The following is a 26771-nucleotide window of genomic DNA, read 5'->3' as shown; positions in this document are numbered from 1 at the left end:
GGGCCCGGCTGGCGGCGTGGTTCTTGGGGCGGGGGGGCGCGGGGTGGGGGGGGGGGGGGGGGGGCCCCCCGCCGGCCACGCCCCCCGTCCGTTTAAGGTGAAGATCACCTGATGCGACCGCGCGCGCCCTGTAAAGTAAAAGAAGCGTCAAGAGTGACGCGGAGAAGTTCTGGGTGCGCCGGGAAGTCTGGTCGGCAACTGCATGAGCCATGCCGTCGACCACCCGGAGGTTCCCCACCGTGGCCACCCCCACGCACACGCCCACCCCGGTCCGCAAGCTGCTCGGCCGCCTCTCGCTGCCCGAGCGCCGCTTCGTCGCGGCCGCGCTGCGCACGGAGACCGTCGGCGGCGTCCTGCTCCTGGCATCGGCGATCGCCGCCCTCATGTGGGCCAACATCCCCGCCGTCTCCGAAAGCTACGACAGCGTCCGGTCCTTCCACATCGGACCCTCCTCGCTGGGCCTGGACCTCTCCCTCCAGCACTGGGCGGCCGACGGCCTGCTCGCCGTCTTCTTCTTCGTCGCCGGCATCGAGCTCAAACGCGAACTCGTCGCGGGCGACCTGCGCGATCCCAAGGCGGCCGCCCTCCCGGTGATCGCCGCGGTATGCGGCATGGCGGCGCCCGCGCTCGTCTACCTGCTGGTCAACGCCCTCGGGAACGGATCGAGCGACGGCTGGGCCGTACCGACGGCCACCGACATCGCCTTCGCCCTCGCCGTCCTCGCAGTCATCGGCACCTCGCTGCCCTCCGCGCTGCGCGCCTTCCTGCTGACCCTGGCCGTCGTCGACGACCTCTTCGCCATCCTGATCATCGCGGTGTTCTTCACCAGCGAGCTCGACTTCCTGGCCCTCGGCGGCGCCGTCGCCGGCCTGGTCCTCTTCTGGTTCCTGCTGCGCGCCGGCGTCCGCGGCTGGTACGTGTACGTCCCGCTCGCCCTGGTCATCTGGGGCCTGATGTACAACAGCGGCGTCCACGCCACCATCGCCGGCGTGGCCATGGGCCTGATGCTCCGCTGCACCCGCAAGGAGGGGGAGCACCACTCCCCCGGCGAGCGCATCGAGCACCTGGTGCGGCCCCTGTCGGCCGGACTGGCGGTGCCCCTCTTCGCCCTCTTCTCCGCCGGGGTCTCCCTTTCGGACGAATCCATCGCCCAGGTCTTCACCCGCCCCGAGACCCTCGGTGTGGTGCTCGGCCTCGTCGTCGGCAAGACGGTCGGCATCTTCGGCGGCACCTGGCTGGCCGCCCGCTTCACCAAGGCCGAGCTGAACGAGGACCTCGCCTGGCCCGACGTGTTCGCCGTGGCCTCCCTCGCCGGCATCGGCTTCACCGTCTCCCTGCTCATCGGCGAACTCGCCTTCGCGGGGGACGCCGTCCTCACCGACGAGGTCAAGGCCGCCGTGCTGATCGGCTCCCTCATCGCGGCGGTCGTCGCGAGCATCCTGCTCAAGCTGCGCAACCGCAGGTACCGGGCGCTGACCGAGGCCGAGGAGCGCGACGAGGACAGCGACGGGATCCCGGACATCTACGAGCTGGACAACCCGGACTACCACCTGCGGATGGCGAGGATCCACGAGGAGAAGGCCGCCGAACACCGCCGCATGGCCGAGGCCGTGGCGCTCGCGCAGGCCCGTGGGACGGACGCGGCCACGGGCGAAGCGGCGGGCGGATCCAGCACCCGGGCCGACCGTCCGGCATGATCTGAGTGACGACGGAGGACAGCCGCCGACAGCCGACGACAGAGGGAGACAGAGATGAGCGCAGTGGACCAAGGGGTTCCGGGAGCCGAGCGCACCCTTGGGCAGCTGGTCGCCTCCGCCACCGCCGAGATGTCCGCCCTGGTGCACGACGAGATCGCGCTCGCCAAGGTCGAGATCAGACAGGACGTCAAGCGCGCGGGCATCGGCAGCGGCGCGGCGATCGTCGCGGGCGTGCTCGTCCTCTTCTCCCTCCCCGTACTGAGTTTCGCCGCGGCCTACGGGATCCACAATCTCGGGCTCGGCCTGGCCTGGTCCTTCCTCATCGTCGGCGGCGCGTTCTGGCTGCTGGCGGGCCTGATCGGGCTGCTGGCCGTGGCGAAGTTCAAGAAGGTCAAGCCGCCGGTGAAGACCATCGACTCCGTCAAGCAGACCGCGGCGCTCGTCGGAACCGTCAAGCCGCATCCGCGTCCGTTCAGTGACCAGGCTGTGGGTGTGGCACGCTCGTCCTCATGACAGCGCCCTCGGCCGACTCCGGCACTCCGCCCACCGCCGCCTCGGCGGTACGGCTCGACCTGCCCGACGGGCGGGCGGTGACGCACCGGGACGTCGCCGCCAACGGCGCCCGCTTCCACGTCGCGGAGGTCGGTGACGGGCCGCTGGTGCTGCTGCTGCACGGGTTCCCGCAGTTCTGGTGGACCTGGCGCCACCAGCTGACCGCCCTCGCGGACGCCGGATACCGCGCGGTGGCGATGGACCTGCGCGGGGTGGGCGGCAGCGACCGCACCCCGCGCGGCTACGACCCCGCGAACCTGGCGCTCGACATCACCGGGGTCGTACGGTCCCTCGGGGAGCCGGACGCCGCCCTGGTCGGACACGACCTGGGCGGCTACCTCGCCTGGACGGCGGCCGTGATGCGGCCCAAGCTGGTGCGCCGCCTGGTGGTCTCCTCCATGCCGCACCCCCGCCGCTGGCGCTCGGCCATGATGGCCGACTTCGGTCAGACCCGGGCGAGTTCGCACGTCTGGGGGTTCCAGCGGCCGTTCATCCCCGAACGGCAGCTGGTCGCCGACGACGGGGCGCTCGTGGCGGAGCTGATCCGCGACTGGTCCGGGCCGCTGCTCCCGGAGGACGCCGATCTCGGCGTGTACCGGCGGGCGATGTGCATCCCGTCCACCGCGCACTGCTCGGTCGAGCCCTACCGCTGGATGATGCGGTCGATGGCCCGCCCGGACGGACTCCAGTTCTACCGGCGGATGAAGCGCCCCGTACGCGTCCCGACCCTGCACCTGCACGGCTCGCTGGACCCGGTGATGCGCACGCGCAGCGCGGCCGGCTCGGGCGAGTACGTCGAAGCCCCGTACCGCTGGCGGCTCTTCGACGGTCTGGGGCACTTCCCGCACGAGGAGGACCCGGCCGCCTTCAGCACCGAGCTGGTGAACTGGCTCAAGGACCCCGAGCCCGACCGCTGACGGCCCGTCGGCGGGCTGCCGTGCGGCCCCGCCGACGGACTTGCCGACGAACCGCCAGGTGGCCCGTACGACCGTCTTACGGTCATTCAATTGCCCGGCGCATAGGCCAATTGGCCGCCCCGGACGGGGTTACGGACCTTGGACCCCGGGCACAGCTCGTTGTATGGGCTGGACGCACGACCGCGGTGACACCGCACACGAACGCCGCTCGGCAACGGCGCCGAGCACGCACGACAGGACCGGCCGGGACGGCCACGACCCCCGGCTCGGGATCCCGCGCATCCTCCGCCGCCGCGCCCGTTGGGTATCGGCTCGGCTCCGCCATCCACGGATGTAGGAACGATCACGCCGCCGGGAGCGGCGCTCCCGGCGGCGCAGGGGTCAGAGGGCGCAGCCCTGGGTGTCGACCCGGCGGTCGGCGGTCTTCCCGATGCGGATGTCCTCGCGGATCTCGTCCGCCGTCAGGGCGTAGCCGGTGTTCGGGTCGTCGAGGGACTTCGCGAAGACGACCCCGTACACCCTGCCTTCGGGCGTCAGCAGCGGGCCGCCGGAGTTGCCCTGGCGCACGGTCGCGAACAGCGAGTAGACGTCGCGGCGGACCGTGCCCCGGTGGTAGATGTCCGGGCCGTTGGCGTTGATCCGGCCGCGGACACGGGCCGCGCGGACGTCGTAGGCGCCGTTCTCCGGGAAGCCGGCGACGATCGCGTCGCTGCTGCTCGTCGCGTCCCGGTCGGTGAACTCCAGCACCGGGGCCTTCAGCTTGGGCACGTCCAGCACGGCGATGTCGCGCTCCCAGTCGTAGAGCACGACCTTGCCGTCGTAGAGCTTGCCCTCGCCGCCGATCTGCACGGTCGGCTCCACGACCCCGCCGACGACGTGGGCGTTGGTCATCACCTTGCCGGGCGCGAAGACGAAGCCGGTGCCCTCCAGGACCTTGCTGCAGCTGGGCGCGGTACCGACGACCTTGACGATCGACAGCTTGGCCTGCTGGGCCACTCCGCTGCGCGCCAGCGCCGGGTCGGGGGCCTTCACCTCGGTGATCGGCTCGTTCGAGAACGGGCTGAAGACCTGCGGGAAGCCGTTGCGCGCGAGGGTGGAGCTGAAGTCCGAGAACCAGGTGTTCGCCTGGGCGGGCAGCACGCGCGAAACCCCGAGGAGCACCTTGGAGTTGCGGACCTCCTTGCCCAGAGTGGGCAGCGAGGTCCCGGCCAGCGCCGAGCCGATCAGCCAGGCCACGAGCAGCATGGCGACGACGTTGACCAGCGCACCGCCGGTCGCGTCCAGCGCGCGGGCGGGCGACCAGGTGATGTGGCGTCTGAGCCGGTTGCCCAGATGGGTGGTCAGCGCCTGTCCGATCGAGGCGCAGATGATGATCACGACGACGGCGATCACCACCACGGTGGTGGACACCTGGGTGCCGTTGTCGGTCACCCGGTCCCAGATCAGGGGCAGCAGGGACACGGCGACGAGGCCACCGCCGAGGAAGCCGATCACCGACAGGACGCCGACGACGAACCCCTGGCGGTAGCCGACGATCGCGAACCACACGGCGGCGACGAGCAACAGGATGTCCAGCACGTTCACGAGGGTCACCGTCTCATGCGTGCCAGTCGAGCGGGACGTGACGTGAGCGGTCCCACGGTCGCTCCCAGCCCGCGAAGTGCAGGATCCGGTCGATCACTCCGGCGGTGAAGCCCCAGACCAGGGCCGATTCCACGGTGAAGCCGGGCCCTTCGTGCCCCCGCGGATGGACCACGGTGACGCGGTGCGCGGGGTCCGTGAGATCCGCCACGGGCACCGTGAAGACCCGGGCCGTCTCCGCCGGGTCGACCGCGCCGACCGGCGAGGGCTCGCGCCACCAGCCCAGCACCGGGGTCACGACGAACTCGCTGACCGGGATGTAGAGCCGGGGCAGCACCCCGAAGAGCTGGACGCCCGCCGGATCCAGGCCGGTCTCCTCCTCGGCCTCGCGCAGCGCGGCGCGCAGCGGGCCGGTGGTGTGCGGGTCGCCGTCTTCCGGGTCCAGCGCGCCGCCGGGGAAGGAGGGCTGGCCGGCGTGCGAGCGCAGGCTGCCGGCGCGCTCCTGGAGCAGCAGCTCCGGGCCGCGCGGGCCCTCGCCGAAGAGGATCAGCACGGCGGACTGGCGGCCCCGGCCGTCCTCGGGCGGCAGGAAGCGGCTGAGCTGGCGGGGCCGGACGGTCCGGGCGGCCGTCACGACCGGGTCGAGCCACGCGGGCAGGCCGGCCGTCGTGAGGGCCGGGCCGTCGGCCCCGCGCGCCGTTGCCGTGGTCTCGTCCTGCGTACCGCGCGTCATGGGCACCCCTGTCCGCATTCTTCTGTCGCCGCCGTCTCCCACACCGCTGAACGCGGTCCGGGTCCCGATTCGTTCCGTGGGGGCGCGGGCCCGCCCGCCGCGCGCCCCTGGCCGCCCCGGCCGCCGCCCGGCGCCCCTGGGCCGCCCCGGCTGCCGTCGCCGGCCGGCCCCGGCCGCTGCCCCGGCGCCCTGGGCCGCCCCGGCTGCCTGCCCCGCCGGCCCCTTGCCGCCGCAGCCGCCCGCTGCCGGCCCGTGGCCGCCGCTGTCGCCTCCGCGGGGCACCGGCCGCCCGGTCCTGCCGCCGCCCGCGCTCAGGGCTCCGTACGGGCTCCCAGCGGCGGGGCGGGCAGGCCCGGGTAGTCCGGGGGCGGGGAGAGCCGCTGGCCCGGCTGGCCGCCCTTCTCGTACCGCAGGAGCTTCTTCGCCTTCTCCGGGTCCGTCTCGCCCTCCCCGTAGGCCGGGCAGAGCGGGGCGATCGGGCAGGCACCGCAGGCGGGCCTGCGGGCGTGGCAGATGCGGCGGCCGTGGAAGACGACGCGGTGGGAGAGCATCGTCCACTCGCTCTTGGGGAAGATCGCGCAGATCTCCGCCTCGACCTTCTCCGGGTCCACCTGCTCGGTCCACTTGAAGCGGCGCACCAGTCGGCCGAAGTGGGTGTCGACGGTGATCCCGGGGACCCCGAAGGCGTTGCCGAGGACCACGTTGGCCGTCTTGCGGCCGACTCCCGGCAGGGTGACGAGGTCCTCCAGCCGCCCCGGGACCTCCCCGCCGAAGTCGTCGCGCAGGGCCCGGGAGAGGCCGAGCAGCGACTTCGCCTTCGCCCGGAAGAAGCCGGTCGGCCGGATGATCTCCTCCAGCCGCTCCGGCACGGCCGCCGCCATGTCCTCGGGGGTCGGGTAGGCGGCGAAGAGGGCCGGGGTCGTCTGGTTCACGCGCAGGTCGGTGGTCTGCGCGGACAGGACGGTGGCGACCAGGAGCTCGAACGGATTGCGGAAGTCGAGCTCCGGATGGGCGTACGGGTACACCTCCGCGAGCTCGCGGTTGATGCGGCGGGCCCGGCGGACCATCGCCAGGCGCGATTCCGGCTTCGGCGCCGCCTGTTTCTTGGCCGAACCTTTGCCCAGCGGGGCAGGTCGCACCTTTTCGGACGCCGCGACAGGGGCTTGTTCGCCCCCGGCTGAATTCTGGCTCACCGTCACTCCTGCGGACCCCTTGGCCTGTGCTCTCACCGGCTTGTTGGACACCCGGCCAGCCTAAGGCCGGGCGCCGACACCCGCCCGGACCTCAGGTAACACGACCCCGATTGGCCTCTCGCCGCACAGCACGCCCATCCGTCCGGCATCCTTGTGATTGATCGCACTGTTTGAGCCGTCCGGCAAAATGGGGAGCGGTCCCCACTGGCTGGTCGACATAGGAGAGAGACTCGTGGACGACGTTCTGCGGCGCGCCCCGCTCTTCGCGGCGCTCGATGACGAGCAGGCCGCGGAGCTCCGCGCCTCCATGGCCGAGGTGACCCTCGCGCGCGGCGACGCCCTGTTCCACGAGGGCGACCCCGGCGACCGGCTGTACGTGGTGACCGAGGGCAAGGTGAAGCTCCACCGCACCTCCCCCGACGGCCGCGAGAACATGCTGGCCGTCCTCGGCCCCGGCGAGCTGATCGGCGAGCTGTCGCTGTTCGACCCGGGCCCCCGTACCGCTACCGCCACCGCGCTGACCGAGGTCAAGCTCCTCGGCCTCGGCCACGGTGACCTCCAGCCGTGGCTGAACGCCCGGCCCGAGGTCGCGACCGCGCTGCTGCGCGCCGTCGCCCGGCGCCTGCGCAAGACCAACGACCAGATGTCCGACCTGGTCTTCTCCGACGTTCCCGGCCGTGTCGCCCGGGCGCTCCTCGACCTGTCGCGCCGCTTCGGCGTGCAGTCGGAGGAGGGCATCCACGTCGTGCACGACCTCACGCAGGAGGAGCTGGCCCAGCTCGTCGGCGCCTCCCGCGAGACCGTGAACAAGGCGCTCGCCGACTTCGCGGGCCGCGGCTGGCTGCGCCTGGAGGCCCGTGCCGTGATCCTGCTGGACGTGGAGCGGCTCGCCAAGCGCTCGCGCTGACAGCGTCGGCCAACGCCGCGGAAGGGCCCCGTCCGGGTGCGGACGGGGCCCTTCGCGCACCGGTCCGGCCGGGGCGGAACGTACCTGCGCTCCCTGCCCGGCGGCGTGCAGAGTAGGACCATGGAACGCAGAGGGCTGGACGCGGACGGCTACTTCGAGCGGGAGGGGTCCCTCGGGCGGATCCAGCCCGCGTTCGCGGAGCCCGTCGCGGCGGCGCGCGCCCGCGCCGCAGACGCGTACGGACCCCGGCTGCACAGCGCCTACCTCTACGGCTCCGTACCGCGCGGGACGGCCCGGCCGGGGCTCAGCGACCTCGACCTGCTGATCGCCCTGCACCGGGAACCGGGCGACGAGGACCGCGACACCGCCGAGGTACTGGGGCGCGGGCTCGACGAGGACTTCCCGCAGATCGACGGCGTCGGCATCCTGCTGTACGGCAAGGAACGGCTGCTGAGCGAGCAGGAACGTTACGACCTGGGCTGGTTCCTGGCCTGCCTGTGCACCCCGCTGCTCGGCGACGACCTGGCCGAGCACCTGCCCCGCTACCGCCCGGACAGCACGCTCGCCCGGGAGGCCAACGGCGACCTGGCCGCCCTGCTCCCGCGATGGCGGGCCCGGTTCGAGGCCGCCTCGGAGCCCGCGGAGTTCCGGAGGATGAACCGGTTCTTCTCCCGGCACCTGGTGCGGACCGCCTTCACGCTGGTCATGCCCCGGTGGGGCGGCTGGACCAGCGACCTCACCGAGTCCGCGGAGGTCTTCGGCCGCTACTACCCCGAGCGGGCGGCCCAACTGCGCCGGGCGGCCGTGGTGGCGCTGGCCCCGACCGAGGACCCGGCCGTGGCGCGCGCGTACCTCGACGACCTCGGACCCTGGCTCGCGGACGAGTTCACGGCCCGGCTCGGCACGAAGTCGCCACGCGGCTAGGGGGTGTCAGGCCTTGGGGGCGGCGGGCTCCAGGGACTCGACGGCCCGCTTGGCCTCCGCCAGGCCCGCGCCCGTGATCTGCCGGTAGAGCTTGATCGCCGAGACGGTGCGGCCGTCCCGCACCAGGGCGCGCACCCGGTCCATGCCCGCCGGCTCCGGCTCCTCGATGCCGAAGTGGTCCAGGACCCGGCCCAGCCGGCGCTCCAGCCGGTCGGCCTTGTCCTCCAGGGCCCGCACCTTGAGGTTCAGCGTCGACGTGATCCAGCCCGCCGTCGCCAGCAGCGCGAGCAGCAGGAAAAGCGTGTTCATTCAGGTCCCCCCGGGATCAGTCCGTGATCCCGAAGGTACTCGAGCTGCGCCTGCACCGACCACGTGGCCGCGGGCCACAGCGAGCGGTCCACGTCCGCGTAGACCTGCGCGACGACGGCCTCGGCGGTGCTGAACCCGTTCTCCACGGCCGTCTCGACCTGGGCGAGGCGGTGCGCGCGGTGGGCGAGGTAGAACTCCACCGCCCCCTGCGCGTCGTCCAGGACCGGGCCGTGGCCGGGGAGCACCGTGTGGACGCCGTCGTCCACCGTCAGGGAGCGCAGGCGGCGCAGGGAGTCCAGGTAGTCGCCCAGGCGCCCGTCGGGGTGCGCGACGACGGTGGTGCCGCGGCCCAGGACGGTGTCGCCGGTCAGCACGGCCCGGTCGGCCGGCAGGTGGAAGCAGAGCGAGTCGGCGGTGTGCCCCGGCGTGGCCACCACGCGCAGCTCCAGACCGCCGGTGCGGATCACGTTACCGGCGGCGAGGCCCTCGTCGCCCAGGCGCAGCGCGGGGTCGAGGGCGCGGACCTTGGTGCCGGTCAGCTCGGCGAAGCGGCCGGCGCCCTCGGCGTGGTCGGGGTGGCCGTGGGTGAGGAGGGTGAGCGCGATCCGCTTGCCGGCCTGCTCGGCGGTGGCGATGACGGCCCGCAGGTGGCCCTCGTCAAGGGGGCCGGGGTCGATGACGACGGCCAGTTCGGAGTCGGGTTCCGAGACGAGCCAGGTGTTGGTGCCGTCGAGGGTCATGGCCGAGGCGTTGGGGGCCAGCACGTTGACCGCGCGGGCGGTGGCCGGCCCGGAGACGACGGTCCCGCGGGGCTGTCCGGGGAGGGCTGCGGCATCGGTCATGCGGGGCCTCCCGGGCGCACGCGCTTGGTGAACTCGTCATGGCCCGGCCAGCTGAGGACCAGTACGCCGTCCTCCAGCGCGGCCTGCGCCAGCACCGGGGCGAGGTCCTGGGCCCCGGCCGCGGCGAGCGCGTCGGCGGCGCTCGCGTACGGCTCCAGGGAGCGCAGCGTGGAAATGGTCGGCGGCATCATCAGCAGCTCGCCCTTGTCGTAACCGGCGGCGGCGTCGGCGGGGCGGATCCACACGGTCCGGTCGGCTTCGGTGGAGGCGTTGCGGGTGCGCTGGCCCTCCGGGAGGGCGGCGACGAAGAACCACGTGTCGTAGCGGCGGGGCTCGAACTCGGGGGTGATCCAGCGGGCCCACGCCCCGAGCAGGTCGGAGCGCAGCAGCAGGCGGCGGCGCTCCAGGAACTCCGCGAAGGACAGCTCCCGCGCCACGAGCGCCTCGCGGTCGGCCTCCCAGTCGTCGCCCGTGGTGTCTCCGACGACCGTGTCCGGGGTCTCCCCGGCCAGCAGGACGCCGGCCTCCTCGAAGGTCTCCCGTACGGCACCGCAGACGATCGCCTGGGCGGTGGCGGCGTCCGTGCCGAGGCGCTCGGCCCAGAGCTCCTGGCCGGGTCCGGCCCAGCCGATGCGGCGGTCCTCGTCGCGGGGGTCGACGCCGCCGCCGGGGTAGGCGTACGCGCCGCCTGCAAAGGCCATGGAGGCGCGGCGGCGCAGCATGTGCACGGCCGGGCCGGCGGGGGTGTCGCGGAGCAGCATCACGGTGGCGGCGCGTCTGGGTTCCACCGGGACGAGGGCCCCGTCCGCGAGCGCGCGGATGCGGTCGGGCCACTCCGGGGGGTACCACTGGCCTCCGGCGGGCGGCTGGGCGGGCGACGGCTGACCGTGCTGACCATTCGGCATGGCCGGATGCTACGGCCATCCGGCCCGATGTTCGAGGCCCGCCCCTGCCCTGGCCGGGCGGACCGTGCCCCTCACCGCTGCCCGGGCCGGGCGGTGCGGAGCCATTGCCCTGCCCGGGCCGTTCTGCAGCCCTGCCGCTGCGCGGGGCTGGGTCCCCTACCCGCCCTTCGCCCGTTCCCTGGGGCTCCGCCCCAGACCCCGCGCCTCAAACGCCGGCGAGGCTAGAGGTGGCGCCGACGTACCGAGGCGCGGGCGCGGTAGCGCGTGTCCGTAGCCGCGCCCGGCGCTTGAGGGCGAGAACGGGTGAAGGGCGGGGAGGGGCTAGCCCGCGCAGCGGCCAACCACCCGCACCCGACCACCGGCACCAGCCACGCGGAGCCAGGCCCGGGAAGGCGCGTCGGCGCTCGGCGGTGCCAGGGCCGCGTCGCAGCAGGGGCTCGGCGCGTCAGGAAGGAAGCAGCTCGACCTGGATCTCGATCTCGACCGGCGCGTCCAGCGGCAGAACCGCCACACCGACCGCGGAGCGCGCGTGCACGCCCTTGTCGCCGAGCACCGCGCCCAGCAGCTCGCTCGCACCGTTCAGCACGCCCGGCTGCGCCGTGAAGTCGGGGGCCGAGGCGACGAAGCCGACGACCTTCACCACACGGGCGATCCGGTCCAGGTCACCGACCACGGACTTGACGGCCGCCAGGGCGTTCAGCGCGCACGTCGCCGCGAGCTCCTTGGCCTGCTCGGCGGAGACCTCGGCGCCGACCTTGCCGGTCACGGGCAGCTTGCCCTGCACCATCGGCAGCTGGCCCGCGGTGTACACGTACGCGCCCGACCGGACCGCCGGCTGGTACGTGGCCAGCGGCGGTACCACCTCGGGCAGGGTCAGGCCGAGCTCGGCCAGCTTCGCCTCGACGACGCCGCTCATGCCTTCTCCCGCTTGAGGTAGGCCACGAGCTGCTCGGGGTTGTTCGGGCCGGGCACGACCTGGACGAGCTCCCAGCCGTCCTCGCCCCAGGTGTCCAGGATCTGCTTGGTGGCGTGAACCAGCAGGGGGACCGTCGCGTATTCGAACTTCTTGGTCATGGGGGCGAGCGTAATGCCTGAGCGGGAGTGGTTAGGCTCGGACGCTGTGAGCAGGCTCCAGGTGGTCAGCGGCAAGGGCGGCACCGGCAAGACCACGGTCGCCGCCGCACTCGCGCTGGCCCTCGCACGCGAGGGCAAGCGGACTCTTCTCGTGGAGGTCGAGGGCAGGCAGGGCATCGCACAGCTTTTCGGCACGGAAGCGCTCCCCTACGAGGAGCGCAAGATCGCCGTGGCGCCCGGCGCCGGCGGGGGTGAGGTGTACGCGCTCGCCATCGACGCCGAACGGGCGCTTCTGGACTACCTCCAGATGTTCTACAAGCTCGGCTCGGCCGGCCGAGCCCTCAAGAAGCTCGGCGCGATCGACTTCGCGACGACGATCGCACCCGGTCTGCGGGACGTGCTGCTGACCGGCAAGGCGTGCGAGGCGGTACGGCGCAAGGACAAGGCCGGGCGGTACGTCTACGACCACGTGATCATGGACGCTCCGCCGACGGGGCGCATCACCCGCTTCCTGAACGTCAACGACGAGGTGGCCGGGCTGGCCCGGTTCGGGCCGATCCACAACCAGGCGCAGGCCGTCATGAAGGTGCTCAAGTCCCCGGAGACCGCGGTGCACCTGGTGACCCTGCTGGAGGAGATGCCCGTCCAGGAGACCGCGGACGGGATCGAGGAGCTGGTGCGGGCGGGGCTGCCCGTCGGCCGGGTGATCGTCAACATGGTGCGCCCGCACCACCTCGACGAGGACACCCTGCGCGCGGCGGCGGAGGGCCGGCGCCCGGAGATCGCCAAGGCCCTGTCCCGGGCCGGGCTGGGCGGCGCGCGGCGGGGCGGGCTGGCCGAGCGGCTGGTGGAACCGCTCCTGACGCAGGCCGCCGAGCACGCGAGCCGGGTGGAGCTCGAGCGGGAGCAGCGCGCGGTACTGGCGGGGCTGCGCGTGCCGACGTACGAACTCCCCCTGCTCGGCTCGGGGATGGAGCTGGCCGGGCTGTACGAGCTGGCGACGGAGCTCCGCAAGCAGGTGGACGCCGAATGAGTGAGGGAGGGGACGGCATGGGCCTGGACACGCCGCAGCGGCTGGCGGTCGACGCGCTGCTGGAGGACCCGAAGACCCGGATCATCGTGTGCTGCGGCGCGGGCGGGGTCGGCAAGACCACCACCGCGGCCGCGCTGGGCGTACGGGCGGCCGAGCGCGGCCGGAAGGTGGTGGTGCTGACCATCGACCCGGCGCGCAGGCTGGCCCAGTCGATGGGCATCGACTCGCTGGACAACACCCCCCGACGGGTCGCCGGCATAGAGGACGGCACGGCCGGCGGGGGTGAACTGCACGCCATGATGCTGGACATGAAGCGGACCTTCGACGAGATCGTCGAGTCGCACGCGGAGGCCGGGCGGGCGCAGGCGATCCTCGCGAACCCCTTCTACCAGTCCCTGTCGGCCGGCTTCGCGGGCACGCAGGAGTACATGGCCATGGAGAAGCTGGGGCAGCTGCGGGCCAGGGACGACTGGGACCTGATCGTCGTGGACACCCCGCCGAGCCGGTCCGCCCTGGACTTCCTCGACGCGCCGAAGCGGCTCGGGTCGTTCCTGGACGGGAAGTTCATCCGGGTGCTGATGGCTCCGGCGAAGGTCGGCGGCCGGGCCGGGATGAAGTTCCTGAACGTCGGCATGTCGATGATGACCGGCACGCTGAGCAAGCTGATGGGCGCCTCGCTGCTGAAGGACGTGCAGACCTTCGTGGCGGCGATGGACACGATGTTCGGCGGGTTCCGCACCCGCGCGGACGCGACGTTCCGGCTGCTCCAGGCTCCCGGTACGGCCTTCCTGGTGGTCGCGGCTCCCGAGCCGGACGCCCTGCGGGAGGCGGCGTACTTCGTGGAGCGGCTGGCCGCGGAACGGATGCCGCTGGCCGGTCTGGTGCTGAACCGGGTCCACGGCAGCGACGCGGAACAGCTGTCCGCGGAGCGGGCGCTGGCCGCCGCAGAGAATCTTGAAGAAGGCGGCATTGTCGATCAGGAGTCCGGGAAAGCTGGACTTCGTGACGCCGCCGACGACGGCTCCCCCGGCGTGGACGACGCGCACGAACCGGCCGGCCCGTCCGACACGGATGGCACGGACGGCATGGACAGCACGGTGGACGTGGACCAGATCACGGCAGGACTGCTGCGCCTGCATGCCGAGCGGATGCAGGTGATCGCGCGTGAGCAGCGCACACGCGATCGCTTCACCTCTCTGCACCCCGAAGTGGCGGTGGCCGAAGTGGCCGCCCTGCCCGGCGATGTGCACGACCTCGCCGGGCTGCGGGCCATCGGAGAGCGACTCGCGGCCGGGGTACCGGCCGGAGCGTAGGCGTGCGTACGGGTGGTGCCGACGCGGTGCCCGGGTGATTACCCGGCTGCCGCGTAGGTCTCGTACGTCACGTCGATCTCCGCGTCGACATCCACGGTGAGGATGCCCGTGCTGCGCTCGTACTCCGTGCGGGCGGTCTCGAGCAGCCGTCGCCACGAGGTGACGGTGGGACGCCGGCGCAGCAAGGCGCGTCGTTCCCGCTCGGTCATTCCGCCCCATACTCCGAACTCGACGCGATTGTCGAGCGCGTCGGCCAGGCACTCGGTCCGCACCGGACACCCGGTGCACACCGCCTTGGCCCTGTTCTGTGCCGCTCCTTGAACGAACAGTTCATCCGGATCGGTAGTGCGGCAGGCTGCCTGCGCACTCCAGTCGGTAACCCAGCCCATCCCGGTGCCGTCCTCTCCCGAATCGAGGCTCCCCCACGGCGGTAGCGGCATATTCACCGCTGCCAGTTGAGGACGTTACGGAAGGCGAGCACAGCGCAACACCCCCGACGGGCCCAATCTTGAATGGTCCGAACGGACTATGGGTAAGCGGCAGATCACCCGACGGAGTGATCCGGCGACATGCCCGACCATTCCGGCGATTCGGGTGAAATCGGGAAAGCGCCGGTGAGGGGCCGTCAGAGCGAAGGGCGGGATTCGGACATGAGTCCACCCCATTCGGGAAGGGTGAAAATCAAGCCGAGGGGTTGATGTCTCACCGCACTGCTGTGACAGTTGGGGACAGCTTAGGCCAAGGCATTCGCGCGTGTCCGGCGAATGAGAACGTAGGCTGCCCTCCATGGGAAAGAAGCGCTCGGGCGCAGGGCTGACGGGGCCGCAGCAGGCCGCCAGGTTCCTCGGGGTGTCGGTTCTCTCCGGAGTTGTTCTCGCCGGCATCGCGATCCCGGGCGCCGGTGCGCTGGGCCTCGCCGCCAAGGGCACGGTCGAGGGTTTCGATGAGATCCCGGCCAATCTGAAGACGCCTCCGCTGAGCCAGCGCACCACGATTCTGGATGCCGAGGGTGGCTTGATCGCCACCGTCTATTCACGGGACCGGCAGGTGGTGCCGCTCACGGCCATGTCGCCGTACATGCAGAAGGCGATCGTCGCGATCGAGGACTCGCGTTTCTACGAACACGGCGCGGTCGACCTCAAGGGCATCCTGCGCGCGGTGAACCGCAACGCGCAGGAGGGCGGCGCGGCGCAGGGCGCCTCCACGCTCACGCAGCAGTACGTGAAGAACGTCTTCGTCGAGGAAGCCGGCGACGACGAGACGAAGGTGCGCGAGGCCCAGGAGAAGAGCCTCGGCCGCAAGATCCGCGAGCTGAAGTACTCGATCCAGGTCGAGGAGGAGCTCGGGAAGAAGAAGATCCTCGAGAACTACCTCAACATCACCTACTTCGGGCAGGGGGCGTACGGCATCGAGTCGGCCGCCCAGCGCTACTTCAGCAAGCCCGCCAAGGACCTCACCCTGGACGAGTCGGCGCTGCTGGCCGGACTCGTGCAGTCGCCGAGCCGGTACGACCCGGTGAACGACAGCCAGGAAGCGATGAAGCGCCGCAACGTCGTCCTGCAGCGCATGGCCGACGTGAAGGACATCTCGCAGGCCGAGGCGGACGAGGCGAAGGCGAAGCCGGTCACCCTGAAGGTGACCCGGCCGAAGAACGGCTGCATCACCGCGGTCAAGGGCGCGGGCTTCTTCTGCGACTACGTGCGCGCCACGTTCCTGTCCGACCCGGTCTTCGGCAAGACCCGCGAGGAGCGGGCGAGGATCTGGAACCAGGGCGGCCTGACGGTCCGTACGACTCTGGACCCGCAGTCCCAGGACGCCGCGAACGCCTCGATCAAGGACCACGTCGACGAGGACGACTCGATCGCCACGGCCGTGACCATGGTCCAGCCGGGCACCGGGCGGGTCCTGGCGATGGGCCAGTCGAAGCCGTACGGCTTCGGGAAGAACGAGACGCAGATCAACTACTCCGTCGACAAGCGGATGGGCGGCTCCAACTTCGGCTTCCAGGTGGGCTCCACGTTCAAGCCGTTCATCGCGGCCGCCGCCCTGGAGCAGGGCATGGAGCCGACCAAGGTCTACTCGGCCCCGAACAAGATGGAGTACCCGAGCCCGGTCTCGCGCTGCTCGGGCGCGCCCTGGCAGAACCTCCCGCTCGGCAACGGCAAGCTGCAGACCGCCGAGAACGAGACGCGGGACGAGGTCGGCCCGTACGCACTGAGGACGGCGATGGAGAAGTCCATCAACACCTACTTCGTGCAGATGATCTCGGAGATCGGGCTGTGCCCGGTGACGGAGATGACGCAGAAGCTCGGCGTGGTCCCGGCCAGCGGGGTGAAGCTGCCCGAGGAGCCGTCCATCGCCCTCGGTTCCGCCGAGATGTCCCCGCTGACGATGGCCAACGCGTACGCCGCCTTCGCCAACCGGGGCGTCTACTGCACCCCGATCGCCCTGGAGTCGATCACCGACGCGCACGGCAAGTCGCTCGCGGTGCCGAAGACCAAGTGCGACCGGGCGATGTCCCAGGACACGGCCGACACCATCAACCACCTGCTGCGCGGGGTCGTCGACTCCGGTACGGGTGAGCGGGCCGGTCTGACCGACCGCGACAACGCGGGCAAGACCGGTACCACCGACAACCGCTACAACGCCTGGTTCGTGGGCTACACCCCGAACCTGTCCGGCGCGGTGTGGGTCGGCTCCGGCGGCTCGAAGAAGATCTCGATGGAGGACATCACCATCGGCGGGCAGTACTACCCGAAGGTCTTCGGCGGCGGCCTGCCCGGCCCGATCTGGAAGGACGCCGTCTCGGGCGCGCTCGCCGGCCGCGAGGCCCCCGGCTTCGCGGCGGTCAGCATCCCGGAGGGCTCCACCGGAGGCGGCGGCACCGGTTCCGGCACGGGCGGCACCACCGGCGGCCGGGGCAACCCCAACCCGCCGGCCACCCGCAAGCCGGGGAAGCCCGGCAAGCCCGGCGGTGACGGCAAGCCCGGCGACACCCGGCCCGGCGGCGGGGCCGTCGGAGGAGCCGTCGGCGGCGGGGCCCTCGGCGGCACCGGCACCGGCGGTGTCGTCAGCGGAGGCGGCGGGGCCCAGCCGCCGGTACCGCCGGTCGACCCCGTCACCGGGGGCACCGTGGTCCCGGACCCCGCGGGCGGCGGCGCCCAGACCCCGTAACCACGGCATGCGAAGGGCCCCGGCCGGATCCCCGGCCGGGGCCCTTCGCGTACCCGTCGTCCGCGCGTGCCCGTCGGCTACGAGAGCTGCTGCCTGACGGCGGCGGCGACGCGGCCGCCCTCCGCCAGACCCGCCACCTTAGGGTTCACGATCTTCATGACGGCGCCCATGGCCCGCGGCCCCTCGGCGCCCGCCGCCTTCGCCTCCTCGACGGCCTGCGCCACGATCGCGCCCAGCTCGTCGTCACTGAGCTGCTTGGGCAGGTAGGCGTCCAGGAACTCGCCCTCCGCGGTCTCCCGCGCGGCCTGCTCGTCGCGGCCGCCCTGGCCGAAGGCCTCCGCGGCCTCGCGGCGCTTCTTCGCCTCCTTCGCGATCACCTTGAGGACTTCCTCGTCGGAGAGCACGCGCGCCTCCTTGCCCGCGACCTCCTCCTTGGTGATGGCGGCGAGGGTCAGGCGCAGGGTGGACGAAGCGAGTTCGTCGCGCGCCTTGATGGCGGTGGTGAGGTCTTCCTGGAGCTTGGCCTTGAGCGTGGTCATGCCCCTGAGTCTGCCAGGTACGGGGGCTGCGGCGCCCACCGGTTTTCCGGGTCTGCGACGATGGGGTCATGCGCGCGCGTTACGGAGTCCCCCTGAAGGTGACCGCCTCCCTCGCGGCGGTGGGGGCCGCGGGAGTGGCCTATGCCGCCGGTTTCGAAGCCCGGTCCTTCCGGCTGCGCCGGATCACGGTGCCGGTGCTGCCCGCCGGCATGCGGCCGCTGCGGGTCCTACAGGTCTCGGACATCCACATGGTCGGCGGCCAGCGCAAGAAGCGCGCCTGGCTGCAGTCCCTGGCCGGACTGCGCCCCGACTTCGTCGTGAACACCGGCGACAACCTCTCCGACACGGAGGGCGTGCCCGAGCTGCTCGACGCGCTGGGGCCGCTGATGGACTTCCCCGGCGTGTACGTCTTCGGGTCGAACGACTACTACGGGCCGCGGCTGCGCAACCCGGGGCGCTACCTGATCGAGAAGGCGCAGGGCCGGCACGGGCTGAACGGCAACAAGCCGGTCGTCGGCGCCGTCCACAACCCGTGGGAGGACATCCGGGACGCCTTCGACGGGGCGGGCTGGCTGAACCTCACCAACACCCGGGCCCGGCTGAAGGTCAACGGGGTGGAGCTGGCGTTCACCGGCCTGGACGACCCGCACATCAAGCGGGACCGCTACGAGCGGGTCGCGGGTGGCCCGGAGGCGGACGCGGACTTCTCGATGGCCGTCGTGCACGCCCCGTACCTGCGGGTGCTGGAATCCTTCACCGCCGACCGCTACCCCCTGATCCTCGCGGGGCACACGCACGGCGGGCAGCTGTGCATCCCCTTCTACGGGGCGCTGGTCACCAACTGCGACCTCGACACGAAGCGGGTGAAGGGCCTGTCGACGTACGAGGCCCAGGGGCAGCGCTCCTACCTGCACGTCTCGGCCGGCTGCGGCACCAACCGCTTCACCCCGGTCCGCTTCGCCTGCCCCCCGGAGGCGACGCTCCTGACGCTGGCCCCGAAGTCCTAGCCGACCCGGCCGGCCCCCGGTGAAAACCGGATTTCGTCTCAGGCCGAGGGTCCGCTAAAGTAATCGATGTCGCCAGGACAGCAACACTCCAGGGCGACGATCGGGGTGTAGCGCAGCTTGGCAGCGCGCTTCGTTCGGGACGAAGAGGTCGTGGGTTCAAATCCCGCCACCCCGACAGAGTAAGACCAGGTCAGGCACCTAGTGACGTTACTAGGTGCCTGACCTGTTTCCGTTGAGTGACTAACTGAGTGACTACGGGTTCGAACCGGTCCTGAAGATCTCGTCCATGGCCGTCGCTCCGGTCTGGATCACGGGCCGGAGCTGCTTCCGGTAGACCGCCTCCGTGACGGCCGTCCCCGAGTGGCCCACGAGCCGGAAGATCTCTTCCAGCGGGACCCCACTGTCGGACAGCAGCGACACGAAGCTGTGCCGTAGCTCGCGCGGGGTCCACTCTTTCGCATCGATCCCCTCGGCGCCGGCGATGGCCTGCCGGAAGGCCCGGCGGACGTTGGTCGAGTCCAGCTCTGTCCCCGTCGCAGAGGAGAACCGGGCAGGCAGAGCGATCGTCCGGAGCGACTTCGAACGCAGTCGCCATGTGAACGCCGGTGACAGCCTTGTACATGACCCTGTGTTGCATCAACCGACTTGGACGGTAGGCCCCTCAGATCCCTCCATGGAGTACTTCGCCTGATCGAAGTTGCTCATGCCCGAGACGTGGGACTGGCGAGGCGGCAGGATCGTCTCCTACGCAATCGTGCCTTAGGGGGAACATGCGCATCCGCACCGCTGCACTGGGGGCATCACTGTTGATCGGGCTAACAGCCTGCTCCGCCTCCGCGGGCTCTACCGACGTGTCCAGCAGCTCCCCAGCCCCCCAGCCGGAATCACCAAGCCCGACATCAAGTAGGCCGACGGCCCCACTCCAGCTCGGCCAGGAGACCACGTGGGGAGGAAACGCCCAGAGCCCGGCTAGCGGCACGACAGTGGTCATGGCCTACAAGCAGCCGGCCGAGGGGGTCGTGCCGCCCGGTGAAGGCCTCGGAGTCGAGGAAGCCGTTTGGGCCACGGTCGAGGTGAAGGTCTGTAACAAGCAGGGCCCTGACATCACCAGTGATCAGCAACCCTGGTCGCTGGCGTTTGCTGACGGAACACGAACACAGGTGACGGGCCTGAACGGCGGCGACCTGCCCAAGCCGGAGTTTCCGACCCTGCCTACCGTGGTTAAGGCAGGAGACTGCCTACGCGGGAAGATCCCTTTCCCTGTCTCCAAGGACCAGCGCCCCACCAAGGTCGTCTATAGCCCCGCAAGTTCGGGGATGGTAGTCGAGTGGGCGGTCCCGACGCCATAGAGCAGGGCTCCGGCAGCCACAAGTCGAGGCTTCCGTGTCATGGCCGTGCCAGATAGGGCGGGGCACAGCGGTCGATGGCGGATTCCAGTCGACCCCAGGATTCGCCCTCCGCCCGTCCCACTGGTCGGGGCGCGGATACGCGTGAAAGAGCAGTGATCCCCCAGGCTCCCACCGTGCATGCCACGCCCGTCTAGCCCGACACGTGTGTTAGGTGGTGCGTGGTGTAGCTGCGGTGCTCCTGCAGCAACCTCCGTACGCCTGCCGACGCGTGGCTCGCTTCAGCACCCTGTGCCCAAGGCCTGTGGGAGGCCCGGTGAGGAGGTGAGGATGGCGAAGCGGCGACGACCGCAGCTCAGGGACAAGCATGGGCGGTTCACCAAGGCCGGCGTTCCGCTCTGGTTCGGTGTCCCTGGTGGTGGCGGTGGTGGTGTTTTCCTACGTCCGCTAGCCGTCGCCCTGGCGCAGGGCGGAGCACGCAAGCAGTGCCAGGTGAGGTGAGACGGGCGACCACCCCTGGTCCATGCACCGCCAAGGTGATTCAGGACGAAGAGGTCGTGGGTGCAAATCCCGCCACCCCGACTTCGTAAGACCAGGTCAGCGGCCTGATCCGCATCGCGGATCAGGCTCCTGTTTGGCGTTCGCCCCTGTCTCGGGAGCAACGGGCAAGCCGACCTCGGATACCGGCTCCCAGGGGAACCAGTCGGGCATCTGCTGTGCTGCTGTGTTTGCGGTGACGCTCCTGTTCGGTGCTCACCGGCTTGGAAGGAGAACTGAGCGGCCTTGATCGTCCCCGACGACCGAGGTTTCCGCATGACTGCTCCGGACTCGGAAGGGCGTTCGCGGCTACTTGGGGGCTACTCGGTTCTTCGTGGTCCAGGCACGGTATGCCCAGCGGGTCAGTGCCCCGACTGCGAGGGACGTGAGGATCGCACCCCAGTCGATGACGTGGGGGAGCCCCGGGAAGAACGCGAAGAAGGCGAGGGACGCGACGGATCCGGCCAGGAAGGCGATGATGCCGCCCCGTCGGCGCTTTGCTTCCCAGGCCTGGTCTTCGGGGGTGGGCTGGGTGGTCATGTGCGGCTCACTTCGTGATGTGGTGGCACTGGCTGACCCTGCGGACACCGTTGATGTTGAGATGGGCACATGCTTTGCCGTAGCGGGGCAGCGTCTGGGGGGCGTTGTCCCGCATGGGGTGGATCTCGCACTCGGTGTGGGTCTTGCCGGGCGAGGTCTTGTAGGTCTTGTTGCTGGTATCGGCGTACGTGAAGTCGATGCGCCAGTTACAGAAGCCCGCGTTCAGAGCTCCGACGAAGCCGCAGTCGACGCCGGCGTTCTGGTAAGTGATCTTCTTGCCATCACCCCGGAGGATGTGGGTGAACATGCAGCCCGTCGGGACCTTCATCGTGACACCCCCGACCTGGTATTCAAAGCCCGCCCCCGGGGTGGAGCCGATAGCGCCGGCGTGGGCCTGCGACGGGGTTAAGAACGCGAGCGCGGCTGCCGCGGCCACGGCGGTCGAAACGCGGCGTGCGAGGTGGCTGACCATGTCTGATTGCCCTTCTATGGGAGTGTCCTTACAGAGGACAGAACTCCTCCCGATGTCCTTTTGGCCCTCCTGTACACGCACATCCACTACTAAGAGTGATCAAACAGGTCGGGCGGCCGATTACCTCGTATGGGCCACCGAGCGTGCGCGGCATCGGAGTTGAGCACCGCTTCACCACCTACGAAGGTGGTGACCCCGACGGATGCGCCCTGACCGTCACCATCCGCCAGGCGGAGGATCAGGCCCTTCCTGCGATTCTGGGTGATCGGTTTCCTCCTGTACGGGCAGGGCCGGGGGTCAGTCCAGGTTGAGGCGGGCGAGTTCGGTGCGGGAGCGGATGCCCAGTTTCGGGTAGGCCTTGTACAGGTGGTGCTCCACCGTGCGGGGGCTCAGGAAGAGCAGGGCGGCCACCTCGCGGCTGCTGCGGCCCGCCGCCGCCAGCCGGACCACCTGGAGTTCCTGCGGGGTGAGCCGGTCGGCGAGGGCGCGGGCGGTGGGGACCGCCGGGGCTGCGGACTCCCCCGCGGCGCGCAGTTCGGCGCGGGTGCGCTCGGCCCAGGGGGTGGCGTTCAGGCGCTCGAACACCTCCAGCGCGCCGTGCAGGCGGGCCCGTGCCTCCGCCTGGCGGCGGGCGCGGCGCAGCCACTCGCCGTGGACGAGCAGCGTACGGGCGGCCTCGAAGGGGCGTCCGCTCCTCTCGTGCAGCGCTTCGGCCTCCGCGAAGGCCTCCTGGCGGCCGGTCAGCTGCGCCTCGCACCGCAGCGCGATCGCCCGGGCCCACGGCTGGCCCCCGGCCCGCGCCCAGGATTCGAGGCGCTGCCACGGGGCCCGGCCCCGCTCGGGAACACCGAGCCGCACCGCGGCCTCCACCAGGTCGCCGGTCGCCGCCACCAGAGCCGTCATGTAGTGCGCCGGGCGGGTCCACGCCGACTCCAGCCGGACGAGGGCGTCCTCGTAGCGGCCGAGGCCCAGGTCGAGCAGGCCGAGCAGGCAGGCCACCGAGATCCCGCCGTCGACGGTCCCCCCGGCCACGGGCCGGCAGCGCTCCGGGTCCCCCTCGATCGCCGCGATCCGGGCGAGGGCCACGTCGAGGCGGCCGATCCGCTGGGGCATGCCGCAGTCCTCGGCGACGGCCCTGGCCTCGGCCACCGACGCCTCCGCGTCGCGGTGCCGGCCCTGGATGACCTGGAGCCGGGCCAGCATCTGCAGCGCCTCCGGGAGTCCGCCCACCAGGCCGGCCCGGCGTCGGCGGGCCACTTCGGCGGTGACCAGTTCCTGTACCCGGTCGTCGTCGCCGAGCAGGGCCGCTGCGTAGACCGGGCGCATGCCCTCCCCGCCCTCGGCGGCGGCCTCGGCGAGTGCGGCGAGACCGGCCGCGTGGTCGCCGTCCACCAGGCCGGCCATGCCCTGGACGGTGTGGTCGCCGGGGAGGAGTTCCGCGCAGGCGCGCACCGAGTCGGCGTCCCCGGAGAACCAGGCGTACGTCGCCGCGGTGCGCAGCATCGACGCGGACGGCCCGGGCCCCGCTTCCCGGGCGCCGGCCACCAGGAGCCGCGCCGCGGCGGCCTGGTCGCCGCGCTCGAACTCCACGGCGGCGCGGACCTCGGCGACGGCGGCCCGTTCCGCTCCGGTGGTGGCGAGCGGACCGGCCTGTTCGGCCAGGGTGTCGGCCAGGTGCAGGTCGCCGGCGGCCACCGAGGCGGCAGCGGCGCAGCGCAGCAGGCGTCCTCGGTCCGGCAGGGAGGTGGAGAGGGCCGCGGCGCGCTGGTAGAGGTCGCAGGCGATGGCCGGGGCGGCGCGGTCCCGGGCCCGGTCCGCGGCCCGGGCGACCTCCGCGGCCACCGCGGCGTCCGGTCCGAGGGCGGCCAGCGCCAGGTGGCGGGCGCGGACGTCGGAGTCCGCCGCACGCTCGGCCAACTCGCGGTGCACGCGGGCCCGCTGGAGGGAGGCGGCGCCCTGGTAGGCGGCGGCGCGGATCATCGGGTGCCGGAAGGCCGGCCGCGAGCCGTCGACACGGAGCAGGCCGGACTGTTCCGCCGCCTCCAGTGCCTGCGCCCCGTTGCCGCCCAGCGCGTCGACGGTGGCCAGTACGGAGGGCAGGTCCCGGCTGCTGTCCGCGGCCGCGGTGAGCAGCAGCAGCCGGACGTCGGCGGGCTGTTCGGAGATCTCGTCGCGGAAGGCCGCGAGGACGCGGTCGGTGACGGGCCGCCCGCCGGAGGGTCCGGAGGTGCGGTCGGTGCGGCCGAACTCCAGCAGGGCCAACGGGTTCCCGTCGGCGTCGTCGAGGACCCGTTCGCGGCGTGAGGGCGACAGCCCGTACCGGTCGAGCACCTTCGCGGCGTCCTGCCGGTCCAGCCGGGGCAGGCAGAGCTCCGGCAGGCCGCGCGCGTCGAAGCCCTCGTCCCGGGCGGCGAACACGAGCGCCACCGGTTCGGCGGTGATCCGGCGGGCGGCGAAGAGCAGCGCGTCCGCGCTGCTCTGGTCCAGCCACTGGGCGTCGTCGACCACGCAGAGCACGGGGCCGGGTTCGGCGAGGCGGGCGAGCAGGGTGAGCAGGGCGAGCCCGGTCGTGTACCGGTCAGCGGGTAAGGCGGATCCGCCCAGCACGATCCGGAGTGCCTGCGCCTGCGGTTCGGGCAGCTCGGTGACCAGGTCCTGTACGGGCCACAGCAGTTGGAGCAGTGCGGCGCCCACGAGGTCGCGCTCCGCCTCGCATCCGGTCACCCGCAGGACCGTGTGCGCCGGCGCCGCCGCGATGCGGTCCAGCAGTGCCGACTTGCCGATGCCCGCCTCCCCGCGCAGGACGAGCGCGCCCCCGCGGCGGCCCTCCCCCGTCGCCGCGTCGAGCAACGCGTCCAGCGCCGCCTCCTCGGACTGGCGCCCGTAGAGCATGTGCTGCCCTCCCCCTCGTTCCTGCGGGCCGCGCAGACGGTTACGTAGCTGCTGTCAGAAACCTTACTGATCCGGCCGGTAGTCATCCGAGCCTACTGTCGGACCTGTCCGCGGCACCCGCCACGGCCGCCCCCGGGCCTCTCGACAAGGAGTCTGATCATGACGGTACGCATCCTCACCCTCGTGGGAAGCCTGCGGGCCGGCTCACACAACCGCCGGATGGCCGAGGCAGCCGTCAAGCACGCGCCGGAGCACGCGGAGATCGAGATCTACGAGGGCCTTGCCGAGATCCCCTTCTACAACGAGGACATCGACGTCGAGGGCGCCGTGCCCGAGCCGGCGGCGCGCCTGCGTGAGGCGGTCTCCCGGGCGGACGGGCTGCTGCTGGTCTCGCCCGAGTACAACGGCACGATCCCCGCCGTGCTGAAGAACGCCATCGACTGGCTGTCCCGCCCGTACGGGACCGGTGCGATCACCGGGAAGCCGGTCGCCGTCATCGGCACCGCCTTCGGCCGCTACGGAGGGGTCTGGGCCCAGGACGAGGCCCGCAAGTCCGTCGGCATCGCCGGAGGCGCCGTCCTCGAGGAGGCCCGGCTCTCCATCCCCGGCTCCGTCACCCGCTTCGCCACCGTCCACCCCGCCGACGACAGCGAAGTCGTCACCGGCCTGCTCCAGGTCCTCGACCAGCTCGCCCCTGCACATGCGTGAACCGCTCTCGCCGCAACTCCTCCGAGCACTCGCGCCACGGCCGGCTCACCGGCTGGAAAGGAACAACACCGTCATGCTGACCCTGACTCCCCGCGAGGGCGCGGCCCCGCGCGTCTTCGGCCCGGCCCCGCACGGCCAGGGCTCGCAGATCTCCCCGATCATGCTGCAGGAAGAGCTGTGGGGGCGGATGCGTTCGCTGCCGTACGTCTACATGGCCCCGACGCTGGTCTCGGTCCCGCACGCCCGTGCGCTCTTCCTGCCCGAGGGCATCGGCACGGGGCCGGCCGAAGCCTTCCAGCGCGGCCGTGAGTGGGCCCACATCCACCCCCACCACGACGGCTCCCTCCACGTCACGCTCCCGAAGGAGGCCGAGGAGGACGTCATCGAGGCGGGCTGGGGCGTGCACCACCCGGTCCAGGCGGTGACGCTCGTCTACGGGCCCAGGAACGCGGCGGAGTTGGAGACCGTCTGGCAGATCGTCCAGGCGTCGTACCGGTACGCGGTGGGAGCGAAGTAGGCCCCACACGGGAGACCTGGCCGGTGGCCCGCGCGTGGCCCACCGCCCGGGAGGGATCCCGCCCCGGACCCCGGCTGCCCGTGAGGCAGCCGGGGCGGCGGCGTGTGTGCGGGGTCAGACGGCCTCGTCCAGGGTGTGGGGCGGCGTGGCGTCGAGCTGGAGCTTCCTGGTGATCTGGGGCATCTTCTCGCCCGGCGAGCGGCGCAGCAGCTTCAGTTCACGGCCCTCGACCCAGGCGTTCCAGGACTTGAGGTAGTAGAGGAGGTGCTCGCGTGAGTCGTCGGCCTTGCGGTGGCGCTTGCCGGCCGCCAGGCCCAGCAGGGTGTTGCGCAGGGTGAGCCTGGGGTCCCACTGGGAGAGCCCCGCTCCGGTCATCAGGCCGTCGTACCACGGGCTCTGGTCCACGTCGGGCCGCTCACGGCCGGTCACGTACCAGCCGATGGACGCGGCGGTCACCGTGATCTTCGTGCCCCTGTTCAGCTGGATGCCGTGGTTGACGGCGTCCCGCATGTCAGGGTGCTGGGCCAGGATGCCCAGCAGCTGGTCGTTGGAGACGAGGGACGAGGCTCCCGACCATCCCAGGTCGGGCTGTGTCAGGTAGAGGTGCAGGCCGCGCAGGGCCGCGGCCAGGTGCGTGCTGTTCACCTCACCCGCGAGGGAGAGGGCGTCCCGGCCCGTGCGCTTGCGGCCGGTGTCCATGACGGTGAAGGACGCCCTCGGCACTCCGAGCGTCACCATCATCTCGACCGCGATGTCGGCCTTGACCACCGCTTCGAGTCGGTGCTGCCCGTCGATCAGCACGTCATCCTCGTCGAAGGCGATCCCCTGGTGGGTGAGCTGCCACTCCCCCCGCTCGATCGCCCGCGCCATCTGCGCGATCGTCTGCCGGCTGAGCGGTCGGTTGCTCGTGTTCTTCTTCAGCCACTCCTGGGCCAACTGCGGCGTGATCTTGCGGATTTCCGAGTACACGGGGTCCCCTTCCCCAGGCGCGACAGCACATGCCGGCAGCACGACTCAAATGCCCGTGCGGGCAACGGTGTTGATGCTAGCCCAGGGTTC

The 26771-nt window shown here is 71.7% G+C and carries 26 protein-coding genes, 1 tRNA gene and 1 pseudogene; 13 read left to right on the top strand and 15 right to left on the bottom strand.

The window, feature by feature from the left end:
* Positions 1-239 precede the first annotated feature (239 nt).
* From nhaA to AB0D45_RS06690, 3 genes are read left to right on the top strand one after another with little or no spacing between them, the layout of a single operon-like run.
* The gene (gene nhaA, locus AB0D45_RS06700) at positions 240-1697 is read left to right on the top strand and encodes a Na+/H+ antiporter NhaA (RefSeq protein WP_362455607.1); all 1458 of its coding nucleotides are present in this window, start codon (positions 240-242) and stop codon (positions 1695-1697) included.
* Between the two features lie 54 nt (positions 1698-1751).
* Positions 1752-2210 carry a phage holin family protein gene (locus AB0D45_RS06695; RefSeq protein WP_362455605.1) on the top strand — a complete coding sequence of 153 codons (459 nt, stop codon included), beginning with the start codon at positions 1752-1754 and terminating at the stop codon, positions 2208-2210.
* Positions 2207-3166 (top strand): alpha/beta hydrolase, encoded by a 960-nt coding sequence (locus tag AB0D45_RS06690; protein ID WP_361610617.1) that lies wholly within the window; start codon positions 2207-2209, stop codon positions 3164-3166. Before AB0D45_RS06695 ends, AB0D45_RS06690 begins: the two co-directional genes overlap by 4 nt.
* A gap of 381 nt (positions 3167-3547) precedes the next feature.
* Here AB0D45_RS06690 and AB0D45_RS06685 read toward each other — a convergent pair whose 3' ends face one another.
* The 3 genes from AB0D45_RS06685 to nth all read right to left on the bottom strand — a co-directional run bounded on the left by AB0D45_RS06685 (position 3548) and on the right by nth (position 6619).
* Positions 3548-4750, bottom strand: a complete 1203-nt coding sequence (locus AB0D45_RS06685; protein ID WP_361610621.1) for a MarP family serine protease — start codon at positions 4748-4750, stop codon at positions 3548-3550.
* Positions 4751-4763: 13 nt separating this feature from the next.
* Positions 4764-5480, bottom strand: coding sequence for a CoA pyrophosphatase (locus AB0D45_RS06680; protein ID WP_362455603.1), 717 nt, complete (start codon positions 5478-5480; stop codon positions 4764-4766).
* A gap of 311 nt (positions 5481-5791) precedes the next feature.
* Positions 5792-6619: an endonuclease III gene (nth, locus tag AB0D45_RS06675; protein WP_362455611.1), complete on the bottom strand. Its 828-nt coding sequence runs from the start codon at positions 6617-6619 to the stop codon at positions 5792-5794.
* Between the two features lie 286 nt (positions 6620-6905).
* On the opposite strand from nth, the gene AB0D45_RS06670 reads away from it, so the two are divergent.
* Both AB0D45_RS06670 and AB0D45_RS06665 read left to right on the top strand, forming a co-directional pair.
* On the top strand, positions 6906-7580 hold the full coding sequence (locus tag AB0D45_RS06670) for a Crp/Fnr family transcriptional regulator (protein ID WP_007264960.1): 675 nt from the start codon (positions 6906-6908) through the stop codon (positions 7578-7580).
* A 120-nt stretch (positions 7581-7700) separates the two neighbouring features.
* Positions 7701-8504 (top strand): nucleotidyltransferase domain-containing protein, encoded by an 804-nt coding sequence (locus tag AB0D45_RS06665; protein ID WP_361602822.1) that lies wholly within the window; start codon positions 7701-7703, stop codon positions 8502-8504.
* Positions 8505-8510: 6 nt separating this feature from the next.
* On the opposite strand, the gene AB0D45_RS06660 is transcribed toward AB0D45_RS06665, so the two are convergent.
* From AB0D45_RS06660 to AB0D45_RS06640, 5 genes are all read right to left on the bottom strand, one after another.
* Entirely contained in the window at positions 8511-8813 is a 303-nt protein-coding gene (locus tag AB0D45_RS06660; protein WP_362455600.1) for a hypothetical protein, read from the bottom strand.
* Positions 8810-9655, bottom strand: coding sequence for an MBL fold metallo-hydrolase (locus AB0D45_RS06655; RefSeq protein WP_362455598.1), 846 nt, complete (start codon positions 9653-9655; stop codon positions 8810-8812). Before AB0D45_RS06655 ends, AB0D45_RS06660 begins: the two co-directional genes overlap by 4 nt.
* A complete protein-coding gene (locus tag AB0D45_RS06650) occupies positions 9652-10560 on the bottom strand; it encodes an NUDIX hydrolase (RefSeq protein WP_361602813.1) in 909 nt (302 codons plus the stop codon). Before AB0D45_RS06650 ends, AB0D45_RS06655 begins: the two co-directional genes overlap by 4 nt.
* Before the next feature lie 445 nt (positions 10561-11005).
* Positions 11006-11476, bottom strand: coding sequence for a RidA family protein (locus tag AB0D45_RS06645; protein WP_362455596.1), 471 nt, complete (start codon positions 11474-11476; stop codon positions 11006-11008).
* On the bottom strand, positions 11473-11634 hold the full coding sequence (locus AB0D45_RS06640) for a DUF4177 domain-containing protein (RefSeq protein WP_007264966.1): 162 nt from the start codon (positions 11632-11634) through the stop codon (positions 11473-11475). The genes AB0D45_RS06645 and AB0D45_RS06640 overlap by 4 nt, the downstream gene beginning before the upstream one ends.
* Positions 11635-11680: 46 nt before the next feature.
* Between AB0D45_RS06640 and AB0D45_RS06635 the strand changes: the two genes are divergently transcribed.
* Both AB0D45_RS06635 and AB0D45_RS06630 read left to right on the top strand, forming a co-directional pair.
* The gene (locus tag AB0D45_RS06635) at positions 11681-12667 is read left to right on the top strand and encodes an ArsA-related P-loop ATPase (RefSeq protein WP_362455594.1); all 987 of its coding nucleotides are present in this window, start codon (positions 11681-11683) and stop codon (positions 12665-12667) included.
* Positions 12664-13980 (top strand): ArsA family ATPase, encoded by a 1317-nt coding sequence (locus tag AB0D45_RS06630; protein WP_362455593.1) that lies wholly within the window; start codon positions 12664-12666, stop codon positions 13978-13980. The genes AB0D45_RS06635 and AB0D45_RS06630 overlap by 4 nt, the downstream gene beginning before the upstream one ends.
* A gap of 38 nt (positions 13981-14018) precedes the next feature.
* Here AB0D45_RS06630 and AB0D45_RS06625 read toward each other — a convergent pair whose 3' ends face one another.
* Positions 14019-14369 (bottom strand): WhiB family transcriptional regulator, encoded by a 351-nt coding sequence (locus AB0D45_RS06625; protein ID WP_361602800.1) that lies wholly within the window; start codon positions 14367-14369, stop codon positions 14019-14021.
* 397 nt (positions 14370-14766) lie between these two features.
* On the opposite strand from AB0D45_RS06625, the gene AB0D45_RS06620 reads away from it, so the two are divergent.
* Positions 14767-17154, top strand: coding sequence for a transglycosylase domain-containing protein (locus tag AB0D45_RS06620; protein ID WP_362455591.1), 2388 nt, complete (start codon positions 14767-14769; stop codon positions 17152-17154).
* Positions 17155-17231: 77 nt separating this feature from the next.
* Here the strand turns inward: AB0D45_RS06620 and AB0D45_RS06615 are convergent, their stop codons facing one another.
* Complete coding sequence (locus AB0D45_RS06615; RefSeq protein WP_361602794.1) at positions 17232-17693, bottom strand: GatB/YqeY domain-containing protein; 462 nt, start codon at positions 17691-17693, stop codon at positions 17232-17234.
* A gap of 68 nt (positions 17694-17761) precedes the next feature.
* Between AB0D45_RS06615 and AB0D45_RS06610 the strand changes: the two genes are divergently transcribed.
* Together AB0D45_RS06610 and AB0D45_RS06605 are read left to right on the top strand one after the other, a co-directional pair.
* Positions 17762-18700, top strand: coding sequence for a metallophosphoesterase (locus AB0D45_RS06610; RefSeq protein WP_361602791.1), 939 nt, complete (start codon positions 17762-17764; stop codon positions 18698-18700).
* A gap of 101 nt (positions 18701-18801) precedes the next feature.
* Positions 18802-18875: transfer RNA gene (locus AB0D45_RS06605), tRNA-Pro, on the top strand.
* Between the two features lie 77 nt (positions 18876-18952).
* Here AB0D45_RS06605 and AB0D45_RS06600 read toward each other — a convergent pair.
* Positions 18953-19246, bottom strand: a pseudogene (locus AB0D45_RS06600) (tyrosine-type recombinase/integrase); the annotation flags it as partial.
* A 443-nt stretch (positions 19247-19689) separates the two neighbouring features.
* On the opposite strand from AB0D45_RS06600, the gene AB0D45_RS06595 reads away from it, so the two are divergent.
* Positions 19690-20049, top strand: coding sequence for a hypothetical protein (locus AB0D45_RS06595; protein ID WP_362455589.1), 360 nt, complete (start codon positions 19690-19692; stop codon positions 20047-20049).
* 843 nt (positions 20050-20892) lie between these two features.
* On the opposite strand, the gene AB0D45_RS06590 is transcribed toward AB0D45_RS06595, so the two are convergent.
* From AB0D45_RS06590 to AB0D45_RS06580, 3 genes are all read right to left on the bottom strand, one after another.
* Positions 20893-21123, bottom strand: coding sequence for a hypothetical protein (locus tag AB0D45_RS06590; RefSeq protein ID WP_362455588.1), 231 nt, complete (start codon positions 21121-21123; stop codon positions 20893-20895).
* A 7-nt stretch (positions 21124-21130) separates the two neighbouring features.
* Positions 21131-21595 carry a hypothetical protein gene (locus tag AB0D45_RS06585; RefSeq protein WP_362455586.1) on the bottom strand — a complete coding sequence of 155 codons (465 nt, stop codon included), beginning with the start codon at positions 21593-21595 and terminating at the stop codon, positions 21131-21133.
* Positions 21596-21892: 297 nt separating this feature from the next.
* The gene (locus tag AB0D45_RS06580; RefSeq protein ID WP_362455584.1) at positions 21893-24487 is read right to left on the bottom strand and encodes a LuxR family transcriptional regulator; all 2595 of its coding nucleotides are present in this window, start codon (positions 24485-24487) and stop codon (positions 21893-21895) included.
* 159 nt (positions 24488-24646) lie between these two features.
* Between AB0D45_RS06580 and AB0D45_RS06575 the strand changes: the two genes are divergently transcribed.
* Together AB0D45_RS06575 and AB0D45_RS06570 are read left to right on the top strand one after the other, a co-directional pair.
* Positions 24647-25195 carry an NADPH-dependent FMN reductase gene (locus tag AB0D45_RS06575; protein ID WP_362455583.1) on the top strand — a complete coding sequence of 183 codons (549 nt, stop codon included), beginning with the start codon at positions 24647-24649 and terminating at the stop codon, positions 25193-25195.
* A gap of 73 nt (positions 25196-25268) precedes the next feature.
* Positions 25269-25712: a luciferase family protein gene (locus tag AB0D45_RS06570; RefSeq protein WP_361602770.1), complete on the top strand. Its 444-nt coding sequence runs from the start codon at positions 25269-25271 to the stop codon at positions 25710-25712.
* Positions 25713-25826: 114 nt separating this feature from the next.
* Here the strand turns inward: AB0D45_RS06570 and AB0D45_RS06565 are convergent, their stop codons facing one another.
* Positions 25827-26681, bottom strand: coding sequence for a hypothetical protein (locus tag AB0D45_RS06565; RefSeq protein WP_361602767.1), 855 nt, complete (start codon positions 26679-26681; stop codon positions 25827-25829).
* Between the last annotated feature and the right edge of the window lie 90 nt (positions 26682-26771).

The sequence above is a fragment of the Streptomyces sp. NPDC048352 genome (genome assembly GCF_040651895.1).
GTDB lineage: Bacteria > Actinomycetota > Actinomycetes > Streptomycetales > Streptomycetaceae > Streptomyces.
This window is presented reverse-complemented; position numbering and strand designations above follow the sequence as displayed.